Annotated in this window: 22 protein-coding genes; 1 reads left to right on the forward strand and 21 read right to left on the reverse strand. The window is 52.1% G+C overall.

Annotation, left to right across the window (positions count from 1 at the left end):
* Window positions 1-6: 6 nt before the first annotated feature.
* The 18 genes from hemE to hemA form a co-directional block, all read right to left on the reverse strand.
* A complete protein-coding gene (hemE, locus tag T458_RS34090) occupies window positions 7-1044 on the reverse strand; it encodes a uroporphyrinogen decarboxylase (protein WP_023555002.1) in 1038 nt (345 codons plus the stop codon).
* 140 nt (window positions 1045-1184) lie between these two features.
* The gene (locus T458_RS34095) at window positions 1185-2000 is read right to left on the reverse strand and encodes a DUF4097 family beta strand repeat-containing protein (protein WP_023555003.1); all 816 of its coding nucleotides are present in this window, start codon (window positions 1998-2000) and stop codon (window positions 1185-1187) included.
* A 1-nt stretch (window position 2001) separates the two neighbouring features.
* Window positions 2002-2556 carry an HAAS signaling domain-containing protein gene (locus T458_RS34100; protein WP_023555004.1) on the reverse strand — a complete coding sequence of 185 codons (555 nt, stop codon included), beginning with the start codon at window positions 2554-2556 and terminating at the stop codon, window positions 2002-2004.
* Window positions 2543-2872, reverse strand: a complete 330-nt coding sequence (locus tag T458_RS34105; RefSeq protein ID WP_023555005.1) for a PadR family transcriptional regulator — start codon at window positions 2870-2872, stop codon at window positions 2543-2545. The genes T458_RS34100 and T458_RS34105 overlap by 14 nt, the downstream gene beginning before the upstream one ends.
* A 135-nt stretch (window positions 2873-3007) precedes the next feature.
* Entirely contained in the window at window positions 3008-4879 is a 1872-nt protein-coding gene (locus tag T458_RS34110) for a bifunctional metallophosphatase/5'-nucleotidase (protein WP_023555006.1), read from the reverse strand.
* 126 nt (window positions 4880-5005) lie between these two features.
* Entirely contained in the window at window positions 5006-5806 is an 801-nt protein-coding gene (locus T458_RS34115; RefSeq protein ID WP_023555007.1) for an alpha/beta fold hydrolase, read from the reverse strand.
* 45 nt (window positions 5807-5851) lie between these two features.
* Entirely contained in the window at window positions 5852-6439 is a 588-nt protein-coding gene (locus tag T458_RS34120; RefSeq protein WP_023555008.1) for a histidine phosphatase family protein, read from the reverse strand.
* Entirely contained in the window at window positions 6408-6653 is a 246-nt protein-coding gene (locus T458_RS34125) for a hypothetical protein (protein WP_216087471.1), read from the reverse strand. The genes T458_RS34120 and T458_RS34125 overlap by 32 nt, the downstream gene beginning before the upstream one ends.
* A 40-nt stretch (window positions 6654-6693) precedes the next feature.
* The gene (locus T458_RS34130; protein ID WP_023555010.1) at window positions 6694-7404 is read right to left on the reverse strand and encodes a DUF1266 domain-containing protein; all 711 of its coding nucleotides are present in this window, start codon (window positions 7402-7404) and stop codon (window positions 6694-6696) included.
* A 16-nt stretch (window positions 7405-7420) separates the two neighbouring features.
* On the reverse strand, window positions 7421-8752 hold the full coding sequence (locus T458_RS0128375) for a J domain-containing protein (protein WP_023555011.1): 1332 nt from the start codon (window positions 8750-8752) through the stop codon (window positions 7421-7423).
* Entirely contained in the window at window positions 8749-10452 is a 1704-nt protein-coding gene (locus T458_RS34135) for a molecular chaperone HscC (protein WP_023555012.1), read from the reverse strand. Before T458_RS34135 ends, T458_RS0128375 begins: the two co-directional genes overlap by 4 nt.
* Before the next feature lie 96 nt (window positions 10453-10548).
* On the reverse strand, window positions 10549-11031 hold the full coding sequence (locus tag T458_RS34140) for a GyrI-like domain-containing protein (protein ID WP_023555013.1): 483 nt from the start codon (window positions 11029-11031) through the stop codon (window positions 10549-10551).
* Between the two features lie 129 nt (window positions 11032-11160).
* Window positions 11161-12444 carry a glutamate-1-semialdehyde 2,1-aminomutase gene (gene hemL / locus T458_RS34145; protein ID WP_023555014.1) on the reverse strand — a complete coding sequence of 428 codons (1284 nt, stop codon included), beginning with the start codon at window positions 12442-12444 and terminating at the stop codon, window positions 11161-11163.
* Window positions 12445-12449: 5 nt separating this feature from the next.
* Window positions 12450-13424, reverse strand: a complete 975-nt coding sequence (hemB, locus tag T458_RS34150; RefSeq protein ID WP_023555015.1) for a porphobilinogen synthase — start codon at window positions 13422-13424, stop codon at window positions 12450-12452.
* A complete protein-coding gene (locus T458_RS34155; protein ID WP_023555016.1) occupies window positions 13421-14233 on the reverse strand; it encodes a uroporphyrinogen-III synthase in 813 nt (270 codons plus the stop codon). The genes hemB and T458_RS34155 overlap by 4 nt, the downstream gene beginning before the upstream one ends.
* Entirely contained in the window at window positions 14230-15156 is a 927-nt protein-coding gene (gene hemC / locus T458_RS34160; RefSeq protein WP_023555017.1) for a hydroxymethylbilane synthase, read from the reverse strand. Before hemC ends, T458_RS34155 begins: the two co-directional genes overlap by 4 nt.
* 21 nt (window positions 15157-15177) lie before the next feature.
* A complete protein-coding gene (locus tag T458_RS34165; RefSeq protein WP_023555018.1) occupies window positions 15178-15996 on the reverse strand; it encodes a cytochrome C assembly family protein in 819 nt (272 codons plus the stop codon).
* A 56-nt stretch (window positions 15997-16052) separates the two neighbouring features.
* Entirely contained in the window at window positions 16053-17411 is a 1359-nt protein-coding gene (gene hemA, locus T458_RS34170) for a glutamyl-tRNA reductase (RefSeq protein WP_023555019.1), read from the reverse strand.
* 268 nt (window positions 17412-17679) lie between these two features.
* Between hemA and T458_RS34175 the strand changes: the two genes are divergently transcribed.
* A complete protein-coding gene (locus T458_RS34175; RefSeq protein ID WP_023555020.1) occupies window positions 17680-18612 on the forward strand; it encodes a DMT family transporter in 933 nt (310 codons plus the stop codon).
* Window positions 18613-18653: 41 nt separating this feature from the next.
* On the opposite strand, the gene T458_RS34180 is transcribed toward T458_RS34175, so the two are convergent.
* The 3 genes from T458_RS34180 to lon are packed head-to-tail and all read right to left on the reverse strand — an operon-like array spanning window position 18654 to window position 22996.
* Window positions 18654-20009 (reverse strand): protein O-GlcNAcase, encoded by a 1356-nt coding sequence (locus tag T458_RS34180; protein ID WP_035316072.1) that lies wholly within the window; start codon window positions 20007-20009, stop codon window positions 18654-18656.
* A gap of 30 nt (window positions 20010-20039) precedes the next feature.
* Window positions 20040-20660 carry a ribosome biogenesis GTP-binding protein YihA/YsxC gene (gene yihA, locus T458_RS34185; RefSeq protein ID WP_023555022.1) on the reverse strand — a complete coding sequence of 207 codons (621 nt, stop codon included), beginning with the start codon at window positions 20658-20660 and terminating at the stop codon, window positions 20040-20042.
* Entirely contained in the window at window positions 20657-22996 is a 2340-nt protein-coding gene (lon, locus tag T458_RS34190) for an endopeptidase La (RefSeq protein ID WP_023555023.1), read from the reverse strand. Before lon ends, yihA begins: the two co-directional genes overlap by 4 nt.
* Between the last annotated feature and the right edge of the window lie 216 nt (window positions 22997-23212).

The raw sequence follows: 23212 nt of genomic DNA on the forward strand, positions 1-23212 counted from the left end.
TCCTGATTACTGCTCCCGTTTGTAGCTATGAATCAAGTGGGTCAATCTTTGCAAGGTCTCTACCTTTGCATCCGGGAACACGCCATGGCCCAAGTTGAAGATAAAGCCAGGCTGTCTGGTTCCTTCCTCCAAGATCTCATGCGCTTTGGATTCGAGCTTTTCCCACGGAGCCAACAAGAGCGTCGGGTCCAGGTTGCCTTGCAACGCCTTGGTCACGCCCAGCTCTCTCGCTTCGGTAATCGTCGTTCGCCAGTCCAGGCCGAGCACGTCGACCGGCAGACGATTCCATTCCTTGAGCAAATGACCGGCCCCTACGCCAAAATAAATCATCGGCACATCTGTTTCACGAAGCGCTGAAAAGATCCGTTGCATAACAGGAGTAATATAAGTGCGATAATCCTCTGCATTCAAGGCTCCGACCCAGGAATCAAATACCTGTACAGCTTGTGCGCCTGCTCTGATCTGCGCCTTGAGGTAGGTGATAGTCATGTCAGCCAGCTTGTCCATCAGGGCCTGCCAGGTCTGCGGTTCTGTGTACATAAAGGCTTTGGTCTTGTGATAGTGCTTAGACGGGCCACCCTCAATCATGTAGCTTGCCAGGGTAAACGGCGCTCCGGCAAAGCCAATCAGCGGAACCGAAAGCTGTTGACGCAGAATTTTCACCGATTCCAGGATGTACGGAACATGTGTCTCGGGGTCGAGATCGTGAAGACGCTGTACATCAGCCAGCGTCTGGATCGGGTTGGCGATCACCGGTCCGATCCCCGATTCGATGTTTACATCTACTCCCATCGGTTTTAGGGGGGTCATGATGTCGGCAAACAAAATAGCAGCATCCACCCCAAGCTGCTCGACAGGCAGTCGCGTAACTTCTGCGCATACTTCCGGTATGTAATTCATCTCAAAAAAGCTATGTTTTGCGCGGATCGCCCGGTACTCAGGCTGATAGCGTCCTGCCTGGCGCATATACCAGACAGGCACGCGATCCGTCGCTTCCTTGCGACAAGCTTTTAAAAAGGTATCGTTAAATGGTTTGGCGGTCATGAATAAACCTCGCTTTGCACAATAATCTTACCCAATTCTAATGATACCATTGAGTTTCGACAAAAACCCTTTCTTTTGTGTCAAAATCTTATCGTTTCTTCATTTTGGGAACCTATTCCATTATTCTTTCCAAATCCTGCTTATTGAATCCGAATATCTCCAAGTGAGGTTTTCGCCGAAATCGTCGGACCGCCGGTTTTAATTGCAGTCCGGTCCCAATCCACCTGAACGTCACCTAACGACGTACCCAAATCAAGAATGGCTTCGGTCGGCGTCTTCGTAATGCTGATCGTCACATCACCCGTCTCTGTCTTTGCCCGTATGTCATGCACCAGTTCGGGAATCACCACTTCTACATCCCCGAGGGAGTTATCCACCTCTATCGCGGCCAGCACCCTATTCAACTGGATATCTCCTGTATCCGTCCTGACCTGGATGTCATCCCCGATGACCTCAGACAATGAGATGTCTCCAAGATGGGTAGCAAACCTTCCCTTTTCCGTCTGTACGGAGCTTGCACTTACATCGCCAAACGAGTTTTGTACGCGAACGACTTTATACGGTTCTTCTTTTTCCGGGAGCGTGATTTCCAGTTTCAGCTTATGGAAGCCCGGCTTGAGTAAGGAATACTCTTCATTCTCCACGATCTTCACGATTAGCGTGCCATTTGGTTGAACTTCGCTGACAAGCTGGAGACTCTTTTTCCTTTCCTCGGGCACGCTGCCAGTGAAATGAAGACGCGCGGATGGAATGTGATCTGTTTTGATGATGATATCTGACGTCTGCGCCGTAATCTCCACCGAGGTAAACGCCTGGTCGACCACCCGTTGCTCGTCGATATTGTTTATCGTAAAAAAGAAGGCATCACGCTGGGAAAACAGCCATATTAGACCGCAGACCCCGACGAGAAAGAGCAATAGAAAGAAGCGAAACAATCTTTTCAACCAGCGAATCATTTTATTTCCCCCTGATCAACTGCACGTTAAATTGGAGATAGCGCAAGAACTGGCGGTACAGCCAGACTGTCAATCTCAGCAGGCCAATTGACATCATGCCTCCCAGCCCGATCGAAGCCATCCCGCCAAACAAGAGAAGAAGGCGATTTTCAGACGTCTCCATCATGTTCGGAGGGAAGAAGAGAAACCCTACCGGTACTACCAGCAATGTGGCTGCCACACTGTAAAAGGCGATCAATACACCGACCAACCCCATAAATGGTCCCAAGACGAACAGCAGATTAAAAAAACCGAGGCTGAGTGTCGCGAGGATGGCTCTGCCGATATTGGTTGCGGAAGCATGCGTCTGTGCCTGATGGATGCGGTATCCAGCCAACAGCTCACGAGCCACAGCCTTGGGACTCCCCAACTGTTCGGCAATTTCCTGTTCGGTCTTTCCATCCTCGATTCCACTCAAAAAATGCTCGGTGTAATCCGCGATAATGTCCAAACGCTCCTTGTCAGGCAAATCTGCAAGAAGCGTGCTTAATTCGTCCATAAACTCACGCCTCGTCATATCCGAGTCCCTCCTCAATGATCCGATTCACGCCGCGGCTAAAGACATGCCACTCCAAAATCAGATCGTTCATATACATGCGGCCCCGTTCTGTCAGCTGATAATACTTGCGCGGCGGGCCTTCCTGCGATTCTGCCAAGTATGTCGTAAACATCCCCTCCTGGGTCAGACGACGCAGCAAGGGATAGACACTCCCTTCAGAAATCTGGAACTTTTCAGAAATGCTGGCCACCAGTTCGTACCCGTATCTGTCCCGATTGGCTGTCAGGACAAGCACGCATAGCTCCAGCACCCCTTTTTTAAATTGAGCGTTCATATTCATCACCCAGTCAGATTCTACCAGATAACTACTATACATTACAAGGTAGTAATTGAGGTGGTCGCCACGACGGAGTGGCGGGGAGGGACAAAAAAACAGGGAATGTGCAATCACATTCCCCATTTTGCTTGGCTATTCAACTTCTACGATGCGGCCTTCTACTTTTGGATTCACCACTTTGCGTTCGATCAGTGCGGCTTCTACTACGCTGTACATGGATAATCCGCTGTTGAAGAACGGTTTGTTCAACATTTCGTAGCCATCACCGCCGGCGGCCAGGAAATCGATGGTTGCCAGCTTGTAGGTTTTCTTCAGATCAAGCGGTTCGCCTTTTACCTTCACTTCAAGGACGCGCTCACCTACTGGTTTGCTTTTGCTGTACGTAAAGCTCATACCGCTGATTTGCGGGAAGCGTCCTGCGCCGTTTTCTACATCGCTAACGCCATGTTCCAGAACTTGTTTCAACACTTCCCCGGTGACTTCAGTCACAGACAAAGTATTGTTCTCAAATGGGAGCAAGGTGTACAGGTCTTTCTTGGTGATATCGCCAGCTTCCAATTGAGTGCGGATTCCGCCGCCATTCGCCAAAGCGATATCGGCTTCGTAGCCAGGAATGGATTGCGTACGCTCCACCATGATATCTGCGATCAGGTTCCCCACATTGGTCTCTTTCTTGCGGACCAGGTTGCGGTCGCCGTCGAGTGGCACTTCCGATTTGGCGATGACCACATTCATCACAGTATCGATTTTAGTGACGATCTCCTTGACCATTTTGTCGATCTCCGGATCAGGTGTTACTGCCTCGTCATACTCTTTCAGTCCACCGCTGAAAGCGACGAGTTCTTCACCCAGGTAGTAGAGATCGGCACGACCCAAGGACTTGCCATACTCCCAGTCCTGAACGATGTAAGTTCCGTTTACCACTTCTGGTGTCTTCAGAGGCGTATGGGAGTGACCGCCGACGATCAGGTCGATGCCTGGCACGTTTTCGGCAATCTCACGGTCTACATTGATCCCGATGTGGGAAACAACAATCACGTGATCCACTTCTTTTTTCAGTTCAGGAACGACTGCCTTCGCTACTTCTACAGGGCTCTTGAAGGTGAGTCCTTTGACGTTGTCCGGGTGTGTCAGAATCGGTGTATCTTCTGCTACAAATCCGAGGAAGGCAAACTTCTTGCCGCCGATTTCAGCTTTGAAGGTAGGGACAAGCAGTTCCTTGCCATCTGCCTTGAACACGTTGGCGGAGATGACAGGATGATCCAAAGAATCGCGCAGCTTCAGCAATTGCTCGTAGCCGAAGTCGAACTCATGGTTCCCGGCTGCCATGACATTGTAGTCCAGGCTGTTGAGAATCGGAACGATAGACTCCCCTTTGAACTGGTTGACGAAGATCGTTCCCTGGAAGGTATCGCCTGCGTCAAGCAACAGGAAGTTCTCGTTTTCCTCACGCCATTCCTTCAGCAGTGTAGCGATTTTCGCATAGCCAAACTCTTTTTGTCCCTTGTCTTCTTGGATGTGTCCATGCACGTCGTTGGTATGCGCGATTGTGATATGGGTAGTGGCTGCATCTCCCAACGCCTGGAAGAATTCACCGCGAGTTACTTGCGCTTTTTGCTCCAGCGTCAGATCATATCCGAATTTTTTGGCCATTTCCACCAGTTTGGCAGAAGTTACAGGTTTTCCTGGATGGGCAAAATCAGCATCCGTAATGGCCCCGTTCGCTTTTCCCCAGTTCAGAAAAGGCGTCGACCAATGACCACCAGCCGCATTCTCTACTTTTTCCTGCTTCAGCTTGGCGAAAACAACAACTGCTTCTGCCAAGGTGATATTGCGGTCGAGGGCCAAGTCCCCGTTTTGTCCCGCGGACAGGATTGATTTTTTAACCATCCAATCTGTGTGTTGCACTGGATGAAGCGGTGCCGCGAAGGCCGATGTCGCCATCAGAGAAGCAAAGACAACCGATGCGAATGCTGTCATCGTGATCCGACGTGCTTTTTTCATCGCAAATTTCCCCTCTCTATTATGTATCTAGTAAGTCCAAACTCGTGACCATTATATCAAAATATGAAGAAATTGGGTTGATAGATCGGAACATTTTACCTAAAAAATATAATGCTAGTAAAGATTCTAAAGCTGATCGAGGAATGTTTTGATCGCTCCTGCCAGCTCTTCCGGAACCTCCAGCATCCCCATATGGCCTGCACTCGGCAACAGCACCTGTTGAACCTGAGCCTTTTGGACGACAAAGGTTTTCTCAGGCGGGATGACTTGATCCTCTTTGCCTGCCACCAGCAAAATGGGTAAAACCGCCTCTTGCAAAACACGAAGCCGATCTTTTCGATCCCGCATCGCCCTCAGGGTCTGAATGGCACCGTTTGGATCGGTCCCAAGGCCGATTTCTTTGGCCAAAGCCAGTTGCTCCGGCATGGTCTGCACATGGTTCGGCGCAAAAAGCTTGGGGACCAGTGCCTTGATAAAGGGCTCGATGCCATTGCTCTTGATGCTTTCCGCTCCCTTGTCCCGATTCTGGCGGGCTGCCTCGTCATCTGGAAAAGGCGTGGAATGGATCAATCCGAAGCTTTTCAACAGATCCGCGTATTGCTCGGCAAAGGCCAGCGTGATGTAGCCTCCGAGAGAGTGGCCAAACAGGTGAAAGCGATCCAGCCCTGTCTCTTGCGCCCAAGCGTGCAGATTTTCAGCAAAAAGCTCTATGGAGTAAGTCTCATCGGGACCTGGTGCCGAGCTGTCGCCGTGTCCGGGAAGATCTACGGCGATCACGCGATGCGAGGCCGACAGCAGCGGCAGGACCAGATGCCAGTAATCACTGCTTCCGCAAAAGCCGTGCAGCAAAACGATGGGGGTATCACCCGAGCCTGCTTCCTGGTAAGAGATGCGCGTACCATTTTTGAGTTGTACCTGTTTCTTCATGCTGATCCCCTGCCTTTTCCTCATGTTCGTTGTTCAGACTGCATCCTATTGGGGTACCCATAGTCTTCGAGCCTCTCGCCATTGCATTCCTTCAAAAGTGAGCTTGTACACATCCGGCATCGCAAGTTGTTTCCAAAAGGAGAAGTCATACCTGCTGTCAAATTGGTTCATCGTGAGGACCATGAGATTTCCATGTGTTGCGATGACGATGTTTTCACCCGGATAGGTTTCCAGTACCCTATTGACTGCATGCACGCCTCTGGCTCGGGCCGTTTGGTTCGACTCCCCTCCCGGCCAAGCAAACTGTTCGTCTCCCCACAGCTTCGCCATCGCCAAAGCGAAATCCTCGACGGGATGACTGGCTACCACTCTCTCTTTAAAATCCTCTTTCCGTTCAATTTCGATACCCAGGAATCTGCTTATCCCCTCCACGGTCTCAATGGCGCGTCTGTAGGGACTGGAGAGGATTCGATTGATGTTTTCTGTCTTCAGGATTTCTGTTACTCGCTGGGCATCTTGATAGCCACGCTCGCTCAGTGGCCTGCCGTATTCATCCGCAGAATAGACTGAATGGGCATGGCGGGCGAAAAAAAGACAGGTCTCATTCGGGGTTGCTTTTTCGGTAAATGACAATCTTTCCACCCCCAGAAATCACCTCGGCGTAATCCAAGATTTCTTTGATGTCGATGACGGACCAGGGCTGTTCCCAGGACTGCCCCATTTTATTGAATACGAAGCCCGATGCGATACAATATGCAGCATGGATGCCTTCCCCTGCCTGATTCTTCCAGACCAGCACATCTGACGGTTGAAGGCTGTCCAGCTCTGATGCCTCCTGCGTCTCCATGCAGGGTATGTACCCGATTGAATCCAGCATCCGAAAAAACTCAGACCGAGACTTGCTCCTGTTTTGGCAGGCTCACTGCCTTATCCGGCTGCAAATCCTGCTCCCAAACGACTTTCTTGACCAATGTACTTCTGCCAAGGAAGGAACTGGCCATATTGATGATCGGTCTGTTACGTGTCATCTGTTTATCTGACGATTTGAAAATGTTTCCTGCAGCAATAGCGGTGATATATTCGCCCCAACTGCTGTAATGCTGTTGGATATAACGGGCAGCCTCTATCTTGTATATCCATGCTTCTTCTTTCGTCAGATACCCGTAGGCCAGCCCTACCCGACTTAGATAGATCGCCCATCCCCCTCCGAACGCCGCAATCTCGCCAGACGGCAATTGGGGAAGAAACGTATGCACCACTTTGCGCTTGGCATGCTTCAGATCATCCTCGGCGGTCTCGATATACCTGCGGCGTGCTGCCTCTGTCAGTGCCAATAGCTGATGATGCAATTCCTTGTATTCCATGCGTCCGCCGTCATCCAGCAACCAGCGGATTCGCTCTTTCAAAGACGCCGCATCCTTTATATCCCATAACACCAAAGCCTGTTTCAACAGGTGGTTTCGAAGCCATCGCTCGATGGGATGAAACTCGTAAAGGAGATAGTAGTTGGTCAGAAGACTGTCGTTGCAAAAACTGGACAGACAGCGAAAGTACATCTCTAGATGCCTTTGCTTCTTCCTGCTGTAGTGCTTTCGCATACAGGGTTACTCCTTTCTAGGTTGAGATAAAGCGTTCTGACCTGATCATTCTCCATAAATTCCAGAGCAGGATCAGAATAAACAAGCGGTTGCAGATTGCAGGCAAATCGAAGAACACTTCAAGCATCGTATAAAGGATGATTGGCAGCCAGGTCATGCGAAGGTAGACCACTGCCCAGTAGTAGAAGGTGTGCAGACGCGCTTTGCGACGATCAGCGGGCTTTATTGGTGGCTGCTCGTAGAAATGCTTGTTACCCGCCATATACCAATACACAAACGTGTTGATGTGCGTGTTGTCTTGTTCATAGGATAGCTTCATCTTCTCCCTGGTTTCCTCAAGCTGCCCAAGTCCGAGATGACAGCGCCCCGCCAGACTCAGCACATGCGAATTATGAGGTTCCTGCTGGAGCAGAACCTCCAAATCAGCCAAGGCCTCCTCGTAACGCTTAAGATCGTGGAGCAACTGCGCCCGATGCCAATGTCCATCCCAATCTTCCGGGCTTAGCTCAATGACGTGCTGAAGACTTTCCAGCGCTTGGTCCGTTTCGCCCACTGCAAGAAAATACTTGCTTCGCATCAGCTCCAGATCGGGATCGTCGGAAAACATCTCATAGGCGGTATCCAGAAGTTCTTTTGCTTCCTCCAGATCGCCATCGCTCAACATCTCCTGGGCGTCTTCCCGCAAAGAGAGGTAATACTCGATGTCTACGTCATCGATTGTCTCTACACCGCGAAAACAATCGTAGCGAAGCTCCATCGAGCCATTGATCTGGCGGAGCATGTACGCTACGAAATACTCCGGGTAACGTTCCAGCAGTGCTTCCTTGTCCGCGCTGAATCGAAACACCTGATCCAGCACCTCCCAGACACTGTGCGGGAGATGGTGCGAATCCTCCAAAAAGGAGATCAGTCCGTCCTGCAGCGACTGACTTTGCTCTACATCCCAGACAATGTCTGAGTCCAGCAAAGCTTTCCAAGAGTCGGGCTCGATACGCGATGGAAAATCTTCGTACAACTCCTCGACCTGTTCTAGAAAACGGCGGACAGGGTGCTCTTCGATTTCTGGCAAGACGATTTCATCCGAATCTTCTTCCCATTCCTCGTCCTCATCCTGCCACATCCATTCCTCGTCGGCATCCGGATCTTCCTCATTCATGACTGCGGAAGTCGGGGGAGCGGCAGCGATATGCTTGGCTTGCTTGAGGGCTGAATCATACGCTTCCCGAAGCCGTTGATATCCTTCCGGATCATCCTCGGGGTGATGCTGCTTGAGCTTTTTGGCGTACGCTTTTTTGATGACGGATTCTTCCCCGGTCGGATCGATCTCCAAGATATCCCATACGCTCACGAGAAATCCATCCACCTTTCCATCTGCTCCAGCCGTTCCTTGAATAGTTCGGTGGCTTTCTTGATTTCCTTGTCGTTTTGGGTCAGCAAGGCTTTCTCGAACTGCTGTATAGCGATGGCGATGGCCTCGCGCCGCTCTCCAAGAGACTCTTCATACAGCCGCTCTCCTTTTGCGATCAGCAAACGGTTTTCGGTACGGTCACGCGGATGGATCTTGATATCCTCCAATTCCCGCAAACGTGCCTCGATCTGTTCCTTGGTCATGCTGCCTTCATTTTGCTCGATCACGACCCGCTTTTTCTCCCCTGTCGAGACGCTGACCACCTCGACCTCAAGAATTCCATTGATGTCATAGGTATAGCGGACATCGATCGACTGCTCTCCCGCAGGGGCAGGGGGTATTTTGATTTGCAGCTCGCCAAGCTTGATATTATGTTCGACAAGCCTGCTTTCACCCTGATAGACCGCGACAGTCAAACGTTTTTGATTGTCGTATACGGTGTACAGACGCTCAACCCGACTGACCGGAATCGGCGTGTTTCGTTCGATGATCGGGAAAAAGTGGCCGGATGACAATTGGCCATTCCCCAGCTCCTGTACGACACTCGTCCCCAACGTATACGGGCAAACATCCGTGAGAATGATCTCCTCTAGAGCTTGATTGCGTTGTTTCAAAGCCGTCTGGATCGCCGCGCCCAAAGCAACTGTTTCGTCAGGGTTGATATTGGTGTACGGCATGCGTCCAAACATGCGTCCGATGACATGCTTGATCAGCGGCAGCCGTGTCGCACCGCCGATCAGGATTACCGCGTCGAGATCGGACGGGGAGAGCGAGGCGTCCCGCAATGCCCGTTCGATGGGTTTGCGCAGGCGCAGCAACAGTGGATGAGCCAGTTTTTCATACTCCGTCCGATCCAGCCGCAGCTCGTAGGATTGATCCTGAATCGTCAGGCTCATCGTCGCACTGGTTTCCTGCCCCAGGGCGAGCTTGCAGGTTTCGGCCTGTTTATAGAGCGCCGATTGGGTTTTGGTGTCTAGAGATGCGAGCTCCAGCTTGTGTTTTTCCAAAAAATGCGCAATCAGGATTTCTGTAAAATCTTCTCCACCGAGAAAATTATCTCCAGCGATGGATTTGACATCCATAATGCCTTCAAACAGTTCTAGCACGGAGACGTCAAAAGTCCCTCCTCCAAGGTCAAAGACGAGAAACTTGGTTTCCGGCTTTTCCTGATGCAAGCCATAGGCAATGGCTGCCGCTGTCGGCTCGCTGATCAGACGCTCTACTTTCAATCCCGCGATTTCCGCCGCCCGTTTCGTCGCTTTGCGCTGGGAATCATTAAAATAAGCGGGAACGCTGATTACCGCTTCCGTGATTTCTACTCCCAAATGAGCCTCGGCATCCGCTTTCAAGGATTTCAGGACAAAGGAGGACAGCTCTTCGGGCGTGAATGTATGTTGTCCCAGTGTGTACTTTTTTTCCGTACCCATAAAACGTTTAAAGGTAGACGCGGTCAGATGCGGATGGGTAATCAGCCGCTCTTGCGCGATTCGTCCCACCAAAATGCTGCCATTCTCATCCACGCTGACAATCGACGGCGTCAAATGCTCCCCCAGCACGTTGGGGATGATCACAGCCTGATCCTTGTCCCAATAGGCGACAAGGCTGTTCGTGGTTCCCAAGTCAATTCCAATCATGCTCACTATGATCCCTCTTTCAATTCCACTCCGATTACGGTGTTGGTTTTCTCTCTTTCTGACTTGATCTTTTGAAAAAAGGTTGCCTTCATCCGCATTCTCCTACTTATCGAGCAATGGAATGAAAATCTCATATGTATTTTCAACCCGATCCGCAGCATGCATAGAAGGAATGTATCGCTCGTCATATCGCTCCAAGCGCAATGCGGATTCATCCATCTGCAGCCCCTGTGCATGCAGCCATTGAAACAACTGCGTATACGTATTTTGCACCTGCGTCATCGGTCCAACATGGGTGAATTTCGCATAGGTGCGTGCTGGAATCGTAAACCCGACCATCTTCTGCGGAATATGGGCAAAATTTTCGACTTCGACGGCCACGTATTCGGTATGCATCTGAAAGCTGCGATTTTCATCGCTGATGTCATAGCGGACAGTCGGTTCGATCACCTGCGCAATTTCATCCTGGCGCTTGAGAAAATCTCCCCAATGACCGGGCATTCCCGCTATAAGCGTCTGGAATGACCCGGAAAAACTCATCCCGATAAAGTGCTTTTCTGGAAGCCTGACAATCGTCCCTGTCATGGAGATTCACTCCTTTTTTCGATCAAGCCATCTTATTTCTATTCGCACCAAAGGAAGGGAAATCCTGTAAGAAAGCAAAAAAGGCTGTCCTTTACGTCTGTTGACGTGTGGGACAACCCTTGATGATACTTACAGCTTTTGCATTGCCCGGTAGCTTGCCTCGATAGTGCGCTCAATGTCTTCCTCTGTGTGCGCCAGGGAGACGAACATTCCTTCGAACTGAGAAGGAGGAATCATGATGCCGTCGTCGAGCAGATGGCTGAAGTAGGCGGAGAAGCGCTCCAGGTCGGAGGTCTTCGCAGTCTCGTAATTGACGACCGGTGTATCGGTGAAGAACAGGCAAACCATCGAGCCTACGCGGTTCAAGGTATGAGGGATTCCCAGCTTCGCCGCGTTTTCGGCAAGCCCTTCGCCAAGTCGTGCCGACAGTTTTTCCAGCCGTTCATACACACCTGGCTTGGACAGCTCCTGAAGGGTAGTCAGACCTGCCGCCATCGCGAGCGGATTCCCGGAGAGTGTTCCTGCTTGGTAGATCGGACCTGCCGGAGCGATCTGCTGCATGATTTCCCGTTTGCCGCCGTAAGCGCCGACAGGCAAGCCGCCGCCGATCACTTTCCCCATGGTTGTCAGGTCAGGCGTGATGCCGAACCGCTCTTGCGCACCGCCCAATGCGACGCGGAAGCCTGTCATGACCTCGTCGAAGATCAGCAGAGTGCCGTATTGCTCTGTAATCTGACGCAATCCCTCCAAAAAGCCTGGCAAAGGAGGGACAACACCCATGTTTCCGCCGATCGGCTCGACGATGACAGCCGCCAGATCCTCGCCAAAGTGTTCAAACGCCAGCTTCACACTATCCAAGTCGTTGTATGGCACTGTGATCGTATTTTGCGCCGTGCCTTCGGGTACTCCCGGGCTGTCAGGCAAGCCGAGCGTCGCGACACCCGATCCTGCTTTGATCAGCAGACTGTCGGCATGACCGTGGTAGCAGCCTTCGAACTTCATGATTTTATTGCGCTTGGTATAGCCGCGCGCGAGACGCAGAGCGCTCATGGTCGCTTCTGTACCGGAGTTGACCATGCGGACCACTTCCACAGAAGGAACGAGCTGACAAACGAGCTTCGCCATCTCGGTTTCTCGTTCGGTAGGAGCACCAAAGCTGGTTCCCAATGCCGCCACTTCTGTAATGGCTGCCAGCACCTGCGGATGAGCATGCCCCAAAATCAGCGGTCCCCAGGAGCCAATGTAATCAATGTAGCTGTTTCCGTCCACATCATAGATGCGGGAGCCTTCCCCTTTGGCGATGTAGACCGGATTGCCTCCGACGCTTTTGAACGCCCGCACCGGAGAGTTGACGCCTCCCGGTATGTAGGTCTGCGCCTCTGCAAAAAACTGCGATGATTTTTCACGATTCATGTCGTTCACCTCGCCAACCATTTTGCCACGTCTTTGGCATGGTACGTAATGATCAGATCAGCCCCGGCACGCTTGAAGCCGACCAGTGTTTCCATCACAATCTGCTCTTCGTCGATCCAGCCATTGGCGGCTGCAGCCTTGACCATCGAATATTCCGCGCTTACGTTGTAGGCGACAATCGGCACATGGAAGTTCTCACGCAGACGCAAGACCATGTCCATAAAGGCCAGACCCGGCTTCACGATCAGGAAATCCGCGCCTTCTTTGATGTCGGACTCAGCTTCCAGCAAGCCTTCACGCGCATTGGCAGGGTCCATCTGATAGCTTTTGCGGTCGCCGTACTGCGGAGTCGAATGCGCCGCATCGCGGAATGGTCCGTAGAAGGCAGACGCGTATTTCACCGCGTAGGACATGATCGGGATGTGGGCGAAGCCTGCTTCGTCCAAGCCTTCGCGGATCGCAATGACAAAACCGTCCATCATGTTGGAGGGCGCGATGATGTCAGCCCCGGCTTTGGCCTGGGAGACAGCGGTCTGAGCCAGCAGCTTCAGAGTTTCGTCGTTGACGACCTGGCCTTCATGCAGGACGCCGCAATGGCCGTGATCCGTATACTGGCACAGACAGGTGTCTGCGATCACGATCATTTCCGGATACGCTTCCTTGATCTGGCGAATCGCTTGCTGCGTAATCGCCTGATCGTTGTACGCTTCAGAGCCGCATGCGTCCTTGTGCTCCGGTACGCCGAACATCAGCACGGACTTGATGCCTGCTGCAGCGATTTCTTTCATTTCTTCTGCAAGACGATCCAGTGAAAAATGATAGACTCCCGGCATCGAAGGAATCTGTTCCTTGATGTTCTGGCCTTCCACGACAAATAGCGGATAGATCAAATCCTCTACCCGTACGTGATTTTCCCGAACCAGACTGCGCATCGCCGCACTGCTGCGCAAGCGGCGGTGACGATCAAATTTGCTTGTCATGCGTGTTCCCCTCCCATATTTTTCGTTACAGCCTCCAGCAAGCCATCCACAGTATATTCCTGCGCCACAACATCTACGGTCAATCCGAGTCGTTGCGCTGTCTCAGCCGTTATGGGGCCGATGCAGGCAATCTTTACCCGCGCAAGCCACCCCGGTGTCGCATAAGGAGCCATCGCCTGGACGAAATGGGTCACGGTCGACGAGCTGGTAAACAAGATGGCGTCAATTTCGCCTTTTTGAATGCGTCCAACTGCCTCTGGCGCCTGCTCAGCATCGATCACGGTGTGGTAGACATCCACCTCCGTCACGTCCATGCCCATCGCCAGCAGTTCCTGCGGCAGGACTTTTCGTGCGATATCCGCTCGTGGCAGAAGAACGCGCTGTCCTGCATGAAGCTGATTACCCAGGCTGGTCAACAAGCCCTCCGCCACATATTCGCCGGGGATGACGGCTACCTGAAGTCCCCGTTCTTCCAGCGCTGCTGCTGTTTTGGGTCCGACGGCCGCCAGCTGGCCCGTGATGCGTGCTGCGGGTACTCCCAGTTGATCCATGCGGGCAAAAAAGTACCGGACGCCATTCACGCTGGTGAACATCACCCAATCATAGCTGGCCAGTTCGTGAATCGCAGCATCCAGCTTCGTGCAGTCTTGTGGCGGAATCATTTTCAAGAGCGGAAAAGCATAAGCTTCTCCTCCCAATGCCTCGATCTTTTCCACCATCTCTTTCGCTTGGCTGCGCTCCCGCGTCACCATGACGCACTTGCCTGCAAGCGGCCTTGTTGTTTCGGTGTAGGCTTCACCGCTCATCATTTTTCATTCTCCTGCAGTACTTTCGCCAAAATGTCCGCCGCTCCCTGCTTCAGTACGGCCTCCGCTACCTGCAAGCCTACTGCCACCGGATCGCTCCCGGAAGCCGAGCTTTTGCACATCTGCTTGCCGTCCGGGGAGCCGACCATACCGGTGATCTGAATTACGCCATCCGTCACGGTAGCGTATGCGCCGATCGGAACCTGACATCCCCCTTGCAGCTTGTGCAGGAAGGTGCGCTCGGCCGTGACCGCCTGTCGTGTCGGCTCGTCGTCCAGACGGCGAAGCAGAGCAAGTGTCTCTTCATCATCGGATCGGCACTCGATCGCCAAAGCTCCTTGACCGACAGCAGGAAGACTGATTTCGACTGGAATAAATTGGGAAATCTCTCCTTCAAAATTGACGCGCTCCAATCCAGCTGCTGCGAGAATGATAGCATCGAAATTGCCTTCATGCAGCTTGCGCATGCGCGTGTCGATGTTTCCCCGCACAGACTCGATCTGCAAGTCAGGCCGATAAGCCAGGAGTTGTGCCGCGCGACGCAGACTGCTCGTGCCGACCAATGCCCCCTGCGGCAATTCATCCAGTGTTTTGCCGTCTTTGGAGAGAAGCACATCCCGCGGATCGACCCGCTTCGGAATCGCCCCGATGACCAAACCCTCAGGCAGTTCTGCCGGCATGTCCTTTAGACTGTGCACCGCGAAATCCGTCTCTTTCTCGTACAAGGACTGCTCGATTTCCTTCACAAACAATCCTTTGCCCCCTACTTTGGAAAGCGTCACATCGAGAATTTTGTCTCCCTTGGTCACGATCTCATGCAGCTCAAAACTTGCATTTGGCTCAAGCTTCTGCAGTTGTTCCACGACCCAATTGGTCTGGGTAAGCGCCAAACGACTGCGACGCGTCCCTACGTTCCATTTTTTCATAACGGCCTCCCTAGACAGCCCTTACCACCAGCTGTGAAAATTTGAAGTATTGACTCCGAAAAAGTTGATCAGCAAAAGGGCGAATGCCAAAATATTGGCTTGTGCCAGACGCCTCTTTTGCCATGTATCCCGATACCGTTTGTATAGCCAAAAAGAGTACGCGGCTAAAAGCAGCAGGGAGAAAAACACCTTGGTATCAAGCAAAAATTTCTCCGGAAGCACCATTTTCCCCCAGATCGTACCGAGTACGATGGACAGCAAGAGCATCGGCACCCCCAGCATGTTCATCCGGTAGGCATACGCTTCGAGCTGGTCCAGACTCGGAAGCCTGCGCAAGAGAGGCGTCCATTTGCGCTCCTTGAGCATTTTGTGCTGAAACAGGTACATCACGGAAAAGACCATGGATAGAGAAAAGGCCCCATAGCTGAATATCGCGAGCGTCACATGAGTCAATAGCAGCTCGGAGGTCAGGATATGGGAAACAGCCTTGATCGGCGTCTCCGGCAAAAACATGGACAAGACCAGCACGACGAAACCGATGATATTAGTAAAAAAAACCAGTAAATCTATGCGAAAAAAATAGTGAATGGCAAGGGATAGACTTACCAGCACCCATGAGTAAAAGAAAAGTGTCTCAAACAAGGTAATGACCGGAAAATAGGCCTTGGTTATCGCTTGCGAGACAAAAAAAGCGGTTTGCAAGGCCCAAACGACAGCAAGCAACCCGAAAGCCAAACGATTGACTTTCCGATTGCTCTGCAAGAAGTCGTTAAGATAGAAGAGAACACTCGCAGCGTAGAGAAAGATGGTCAGATCATAGATCCATCTTACATCAGCCATGTACGCTCTCCTCTCTTTCTCTTTCAAGTTTCTGTCTGTGGACGCCCGCGTCCCTTCTAGGAATCAGAAGAGACGAGAACTTTTTCCTGGGGAGCACGTTGTGTCTTTTTCTCTTCCGCCCAGACTGCTTCCTTCTCTGTCCGCTCCAAAATTTCCTCCAGCGCGAACATCGTCGTAAAGATATCCAGCACATCGTCTCCTTTTTTGCTGGCCGCCATCTCTTTCAGACGGACCACGGGATCATGCATCAATTGATTGACAATCCCTTTGGTCGTTTTGCGGATGATATGTATCTCCCGCTCAGTGAGCTCTGGCAGCTTGTTCTCGATCTTGCGCATGGCTTCGCTGTGAATGCCCAGCGCTTTTTCCCGCAGTGCGGCAATCAGCGGAGCTACACCCAAGGTCTGGTACCAAGTGGTGAAGGCAACGATCTCTTCTTCGATCATGGAATCCAGACGCTGTGCTTCCCGTGATCTCTCAGCCACGTTGCTTGCCACAATCCCTTCCAGATCATCAATATCATAGAGATAGACATTATCCAGATCGTGCAGGTCGGGATTCAAGTCTCGGGGCACCGCGATGTCCACCATGAACAAAGGGCGGTGTTTCCGCTGCTTCATGATGGGTGCCAGCTCTTTTTTGCCCAGCACATAGCCGGCAGCACCCGTAGAGCTGATGACGACGTCTGCGGTGAGCAGCGCCTCCGGCAACTGCTCCATGGTACAGGCGTCCCCTTTGAATTTCTCAGCCAAAAGCTGAGCCCGCTCCAATGTCCGGTTCGCCACAATCACTTTGTCCGAGCCGTTGGCATGCAGATGCTTGGCGGTCAACTCGCTCATTTTGCCTGCACCGATAATCAGTACGGACTTGCCCGCAAAAGAGCCGAAGATCTTTTTGCCCAACTCGATCGCCGCATAGCTGACGGAGACGGCATTTTGGCCGATTGCAGTCTCGGTATGCGCCCGTTTGGCAAAGGTGATCGCTTGCTTGAACAAGGTGTTGAAGACCGTTCCTGTGGTCTTGCAACGCTGGGCAAGCATGAAAGCGTCCCGCACCTGGCCGAGAATCTGCGTTTCCCCCATGACCATCGAGTCCAGACCAGCGGACACCCGCAGCAAGTGATCAATCGCTTGCTCCTGCTGCTTTATATAGAGATGTTGCTTAAAAGACTCTTTCTCCACGCCAAACCACTCCGCCAGAAAGCGCAGGGTATAATCCCGTCCGATATTGGCCTGATCACATACCACGTATATCTCAGTGCGGTTGCACGTGCCGATAATAATGCATTCTGCGATACTCTTCGTCTGGGAGAGAAGATGAAGAGCCCGCTCAGTCCCGTCATCGCTAAAGGTAAATTTTTCGCGAATTTCGACTGGTGCTGTTCTATAATTGAGTCCCAGCAAAAGTATATCCATGACATCCTCCCAGATTGACGTTCCTTGTCGTTCCCTGTGTAAAATTCACTATCATTATATCATTATGTCCCAAAAGAACCATGCGTAATTGTGAAAAGTTTATTAACTGGCGACACTCCCAACAGATTCCAAAGTCCTCTCGCTGCTTTTCCCGCTTGCTGGAATGGTGCGAAATCCGCTTGCGCTCTCCGCGGGAATGCCGTATCATGCAGGCTATACAAGAACGTGTCAAGAAATTGCGAATTCACAGATAAGGAGTAGAGAAGTTTTGAAAAAACCATGGATGGCCGACATCACCCTACTGTTGGTCGCCTTCATTTGGGGAAGCACCTTCCTCATCGTACAGCAGGCAATCGCCTCTTTGCCGCCCAACAGCTTTAACGCTGTACGCTTTACGATCGCGGCCTTGTTCTTATTTCTGCTTCAAATCATCTTGTACCGCAAGCAATGGAAAGAGTGGCGCGGCCCGCTTCTCGTCTCTGGAGCCATCCTCGGCTTTTGGCTTTGCTTGGGCTACGCGCTGCAAACCGTCGGCCTTCTCTACACGACACCTTCCAAAGCTGGTTTTATCACAGGGCTGTCTGTAGTGTTGGTCCCGCTTTTCTCCTTCCTGATTTTGCGGGATCGAGTCAAGCCTGCTGCGATTGTCGGTGTCATCATGGCCGCCTTTGGTCTGTATTTGCTGACACAGAACCAGAGCTTTACGTTCAACCTGGGAGATGCTCTCGTCTTCGGCTGTGCGATCTGCTTCGCGATGCAAATCGTCATCACAGGCAAGTACGCTCCGCGTTTTCCCGCCCTGCCGCTGGCGATTATACAGTTGTTCACCGTTGCTCTGTTAAGCTGGGCTTACGCTTTCTTGTTTGAAGATTATCAGCGCGCCTTCGATCCAGCCATCTTACTGATCCCGGAAGTTGCTTTTGGCTTGTTCATCACTTCTATTTTTGCCACAGCATTGGCGTTCCTCGCCCAGACCGCCTTGCAGAAGCAGACCAGCTCTACACGGGTTGCACTCATCTTTGCTTTGGAGCCGGTTTTTGCCGCCCTTACTTCGTATGTCTTCATTCATGAGGTCCTAAGCGGACGTCAGCTCGTGGGCTGTCTGTTGATCTTCGTCGGCATGATTCTGGCAGAGCTGCCGATCAAGGAATGGCTGGAAAATGCAAAGCAGCGAAAGCAGAATCAGAAGCATTCCGCTTAAGTAGGAAGAAAGGTTCCCACCTCAACAGGTAGGAACCTTTTCTATTGCCTGCCCTTTTTGACTTCCTGCAGCACGCTGTCGACAAACATGCTCATCACATTGCCGCATACCTTTTGCGGCATCGCCTCCGCGCGTTTGACCAGTTTCTTCAGCTTCAGCAGATGATAGGCAGCCTGAGCCATTTTCCCCTCGGTCCCCGCATCGATCAACGAGACGGCCGCTTGCCCGACCATTCCCCAAAGGCGATACTTTTCGATCCACGGACGGCATTCTGCAAGCAGCTTGCGATTTTCAAGGCCGTTCAGCAGCTCGTCAGCCGTCATCTCCATTTCTAAGAAAAGATCCTGCAACTGCCGCAGCGCATCCCGCCTGTTTCCCTGTAAAAAATGAAAGCGAAACTGCAAGAATGCCTCGAGCAATTCAGGCGACTCCCTGTCATGCAGAAAGGACCCCTGCACATGCTCGGCAAATCGGCGAAAGGCAGCAGCGTGTTTCCTCCCGACTACTGCCTCAATCGCCCTGTCCCATGCTGCGTCTGCCAGATAGCCTTGCGGATTTTGCAGATACTCGGCAGCCGTCATCAACGGGATTTTGGAAGCCTCGGACGAAGACATGGCATTCGCGACGTATCCGGCAGCGTAGTTGCCCAGGTCATGGTCGCGATTGCGCAATGGACCGATATGAAGCTCATTGGCCATCGCCAGATCATTCACCGGATAGTTGTCCCAGTAGAGCGGACAACACTGGGTGTAGGTCAAAAAGCGCATGGCATCCTGGCTCGTCAGATAAGGGGAACAGACAAAGCGGCCCGTCCAGAACAATTCGACGGACCGCGGCAGATGGCGCCCCAGATAAGTGATATACGGTTCGTCCCCCATACCGCAGTACTGGGTCGGACAGACCAGCAGCTTCTTCGTCTCTGGCCAGGCATTGATCTCCTCCCAGATCCATCTGGCTGTCGCGACATGAGCTTCAGCCAAATGGGAAAACGCTGCTTGATCCCCTTCATGCATCAACTGCAGCGGGATGTCATCGTATAAAAGAGCAAACTGGCGCACGCCCTGTCTATACAGCGAGTAGAACTTGTCCTTCAATACCTGTAAATGGGTTTTGCTGGCGTACTCCATGCCAAAGCCGGGACTGATCGCATAGACGAAAGAAATCCCTTGCTTGGACGCGGCATCTGCCCATTCGCGGAACTGGTCCAGCTCCTGCTGCGAATGTGGCTGCATCCAGCGATCCCGCAAGCTCGAATCTTCTTTTGGAGAGTAAATGTAGGTATTAAACCCGCAGCTCCCCAAAAAACCAATCATGTCCAAGCGCTCCTGATGGGTCCAGGGCGGTCCGTAGAAGCCCTCGATTACCCCCGTAATAGCAAAACGCGCATGCTCGCTCACGGAAGACATCCCCCTGCCTCATGGTTTGGGTTATGAAGGATTGTCGGTATCTGGCTGATCGTTTGCCGCGCGCAAACGCCGCATGATTTCTCCCCACAGCTCGTCTTTTCCTTGACCGGTCTCGGAGGAGAAAACAATGATGGAATCATCTCCGCGCAGGTTCAAATCCTGGCGAATCACCTTGAGATGCTGCATCCAGCGTCCACGGGCGATCTTGTCTCCTTTTGTCGCGACGACGACGGTGGGAATGCCGATTTGCTTGCACCATTCGTACATGGCGACGTCATCCTTGCTCGGTGCATGGCGGATATCCACCAATTGGATGACGAAACGAAGCTGTTCGCGGTTTTTCAAGTAGCCTTCGATCATTTTTCCCCATTGTTCCTTGATCGTCTTGGCTACCTTCGCGTATCCATATCCTGGAAAATCAACGAAATATAGCATCTGATTGACGCGGAAATAGTTCAGCGTCTGGGTTTTGCCTGGCCGCGAACTGATGCGTGCCAACCCCTTGCGATTCATCATTTTATTCAATAATGACGATTTCCCTACATTGGAACGGCCCACCAGGGCAACTTCGGGCAGACCGTCCTCCGGGTATTGCTTCGGACCAACAGCACTGATGACAAACTCCGATGAGGTTACCTTCATGACTGGCCACCTTCTGGCTGTCTGGTCAAAGCGTAGCGAAGCACTTCATCCAGATGCTCTACTGGATAGAAGGTCAGCTCATTGCGGACACTTTCCGGGATATCATCAATGTCTTTTTCGTTATCCTTCGGCATAACGATCGTTGTCAGACCCGCACGATGGGCAGACATGGATTTTTCCTTCAAACCACCAATCGGCAGCACACGACCGCGCAAGGTGATCTCCCCAGTCATCCCGACTTCTTTTTTCACCGGGATTTGTGTCAAGGCAGACACCAAGGCTGTCGCCATCGTAATTCCCGCGGATGGACCGTCTTTGGGAATCGCACCCTCCGGAACATGGATATGAATGTCGTTCTTCTCGTGGAAATCGGGATCGATGCCCCACTCCTTGGAGCGGGAACGGATGTAACTGAAGGCAGCCTGGGCCGATTCTTTCATCACGTCGCCGAGTTGTCCGGTCAGCGTCAGTTTGCCTTTGCCGGGAAGTATGCTTACCTCGACATTCAGGGTATCTCCCCCTGCCTGCGTCCAGGCCAATCCCGTCACGGAACCGATCTGATCCTTCTTCTCCGCCAAGCCGTAGCGATAGCGCGGTTTTCCCACGAGGGTCTCAAGGGTCTTTGCGGTGACCACGACGCGTTTTTTCTCGCCGCTGACGATCAGTTTGGCTGCCTTGCGACAAATGTTGGCTGCTTCCCGATTGAGATTGCGCACCCCAGCTTCGCGCGTGTACTGGCGAACCAGTTTGAGCATGGCGTCTTCGTTAACCTGCAGCTTATCCTTGCCAAGACCATGATCCTCCATTTGTTTGGGGAGCAGGTAGCCGCGCAGGATGTTCAGCTTCTCCAGTTCGGTATAGCCTGCGATCGAGATGACTTCCATCCGGTCCAGCAACGGACGCGGGATGGTATGTAGGCTGTTTGCCGTCGTAATAAACATGACATTGGTCAGGTCGTATGTTTCTTCAATATAATGATCGGAAAACTTGTCGTTCTGATTCGGGTCCAGCACTTCCAGCAAAGCGGAGGCCGGGTCGCCGCGAAAATCAGAAGCCAGCTTGTCGATCTCGTCGAGCAGGAAGACTGGATTGATCGTGCCAGCCTGCTTCATTCCCTGGATGATCCGTCCAGGCAATGCACCGACGTAGGTACGGCGATGACCGCGAATCTCCGCTTCGTCCCGAACGCCGCCAAGCGAGATGCGGACGAATTCCCGTCCCAATGCACGGGCAACGGAGCGAGCCAGGGACGTTTTCCCTACCCCCGGAGGACCTACCAGACAAAGAATCGGACCGCGCATGGAATTGACCAGCTTTTGGACAGCCAGATATTCCAGCACGCGTTCTTTTGGCTTTTCCAATCCGTAGTGATCCTCATCCAACACCTTTTCCGCATGGGCGATGTCCAGATTGTCTTCGGTCGTTTTGGTCCACGGCAAAGCCAGCAAGGTGTCGATATAGGTGCGAATCACCGAGCCTTCCGCAGAGGTGGACGGCATTTTCTCCAGACGATCCAGCTCTTTTTCGATCTTTGTTTTGATCCGTTCAGGCGCGTCGGATTTTTCAAGCTGTGCGCGCAGTTCGTCTACTTCACCCTGGCGTCCGTCACGATCTCCCAGTTCTTTCTGGATCGCTTTCATCTGTTCGCGCAGGTAGTATTCTTTTTGTGTGCGCTCCATCTGTTTTTTCACGCGGTTGCCGATCTTGCGCTCCAGCTCCAATACCTCGCGCTCGTTGTTGAGGATCGTCAACAGGATCTCCAGGCGCTCCTGGATGTTGACCGTCTCCAGGATCTCCTGCTTATCCTTCATTTTCAGCGGAAGATGGGAGGCAATCACATCAGCCAGTCTGCCCGGCTCCTCGATGTCAGAGACGGAGGTCAAAGTCTCTGGGGTCACTTTTTTGGACAGTTTGATATACTGCTCGAAGTGGTTGAGGACAGATCGCATCAGGGCTTCGACTTCATTCTCTTCTGCGTTTTCTTCCTCCAGATATGTAACGGAGACAATGAAGTAGTCGTCCGTCTGCAGGTACTCCTCGATTTTGGCGCGCTGCAGACCTTCCACCAGGACACGAATCGTGCCGTTTGGCAGTTTCAGCATCTGCTTGACGCGAGCCACGGTACCAATCTTGTAGATTTGTTCCGCACTCGGTTCTTCTATGTGGACCTCTTCCTGCGTTGCCAACAGGATTTTGTTGTCATCCACCATCGCTTGCTCCAATGCACGAATGGACTTTTCCCGCCCAACATCGAGATGGAGTACCATCGTTGGATACACTAGCAATCCTCGCAACGGGAGAAGCGGTAATTCTCGGTTACCGGAACGTTCAGCCAAAACTTATGCACCTCTCCTTAGTTGTTCCCTTGATTAAAGATTCAGTTAACACGCAAAAACGGCTCCGACAGCCGTTTTTGATCGTCGAACATACAACCCGCCGACACGAGAGACGCCGGTCCATCCAGCTTTTTGATATAGGCAGCGCCCTCGTATCAAGCTTTTTTCCATTGTAGCGCAAACGCAATCTGATGTCTAATCCGCAAGCGCACTCGA

Source organism: Brevibacillus panacihumi W25 (assembly GCF_000503775.1).
Taxonomy (GTDB): domain Bacteria; phylum Bacillota; class Bacilli; order Brevibacillales; family Brevibacillaceae; genus Brevibacillus; species Brevibacillus panacihumi_A.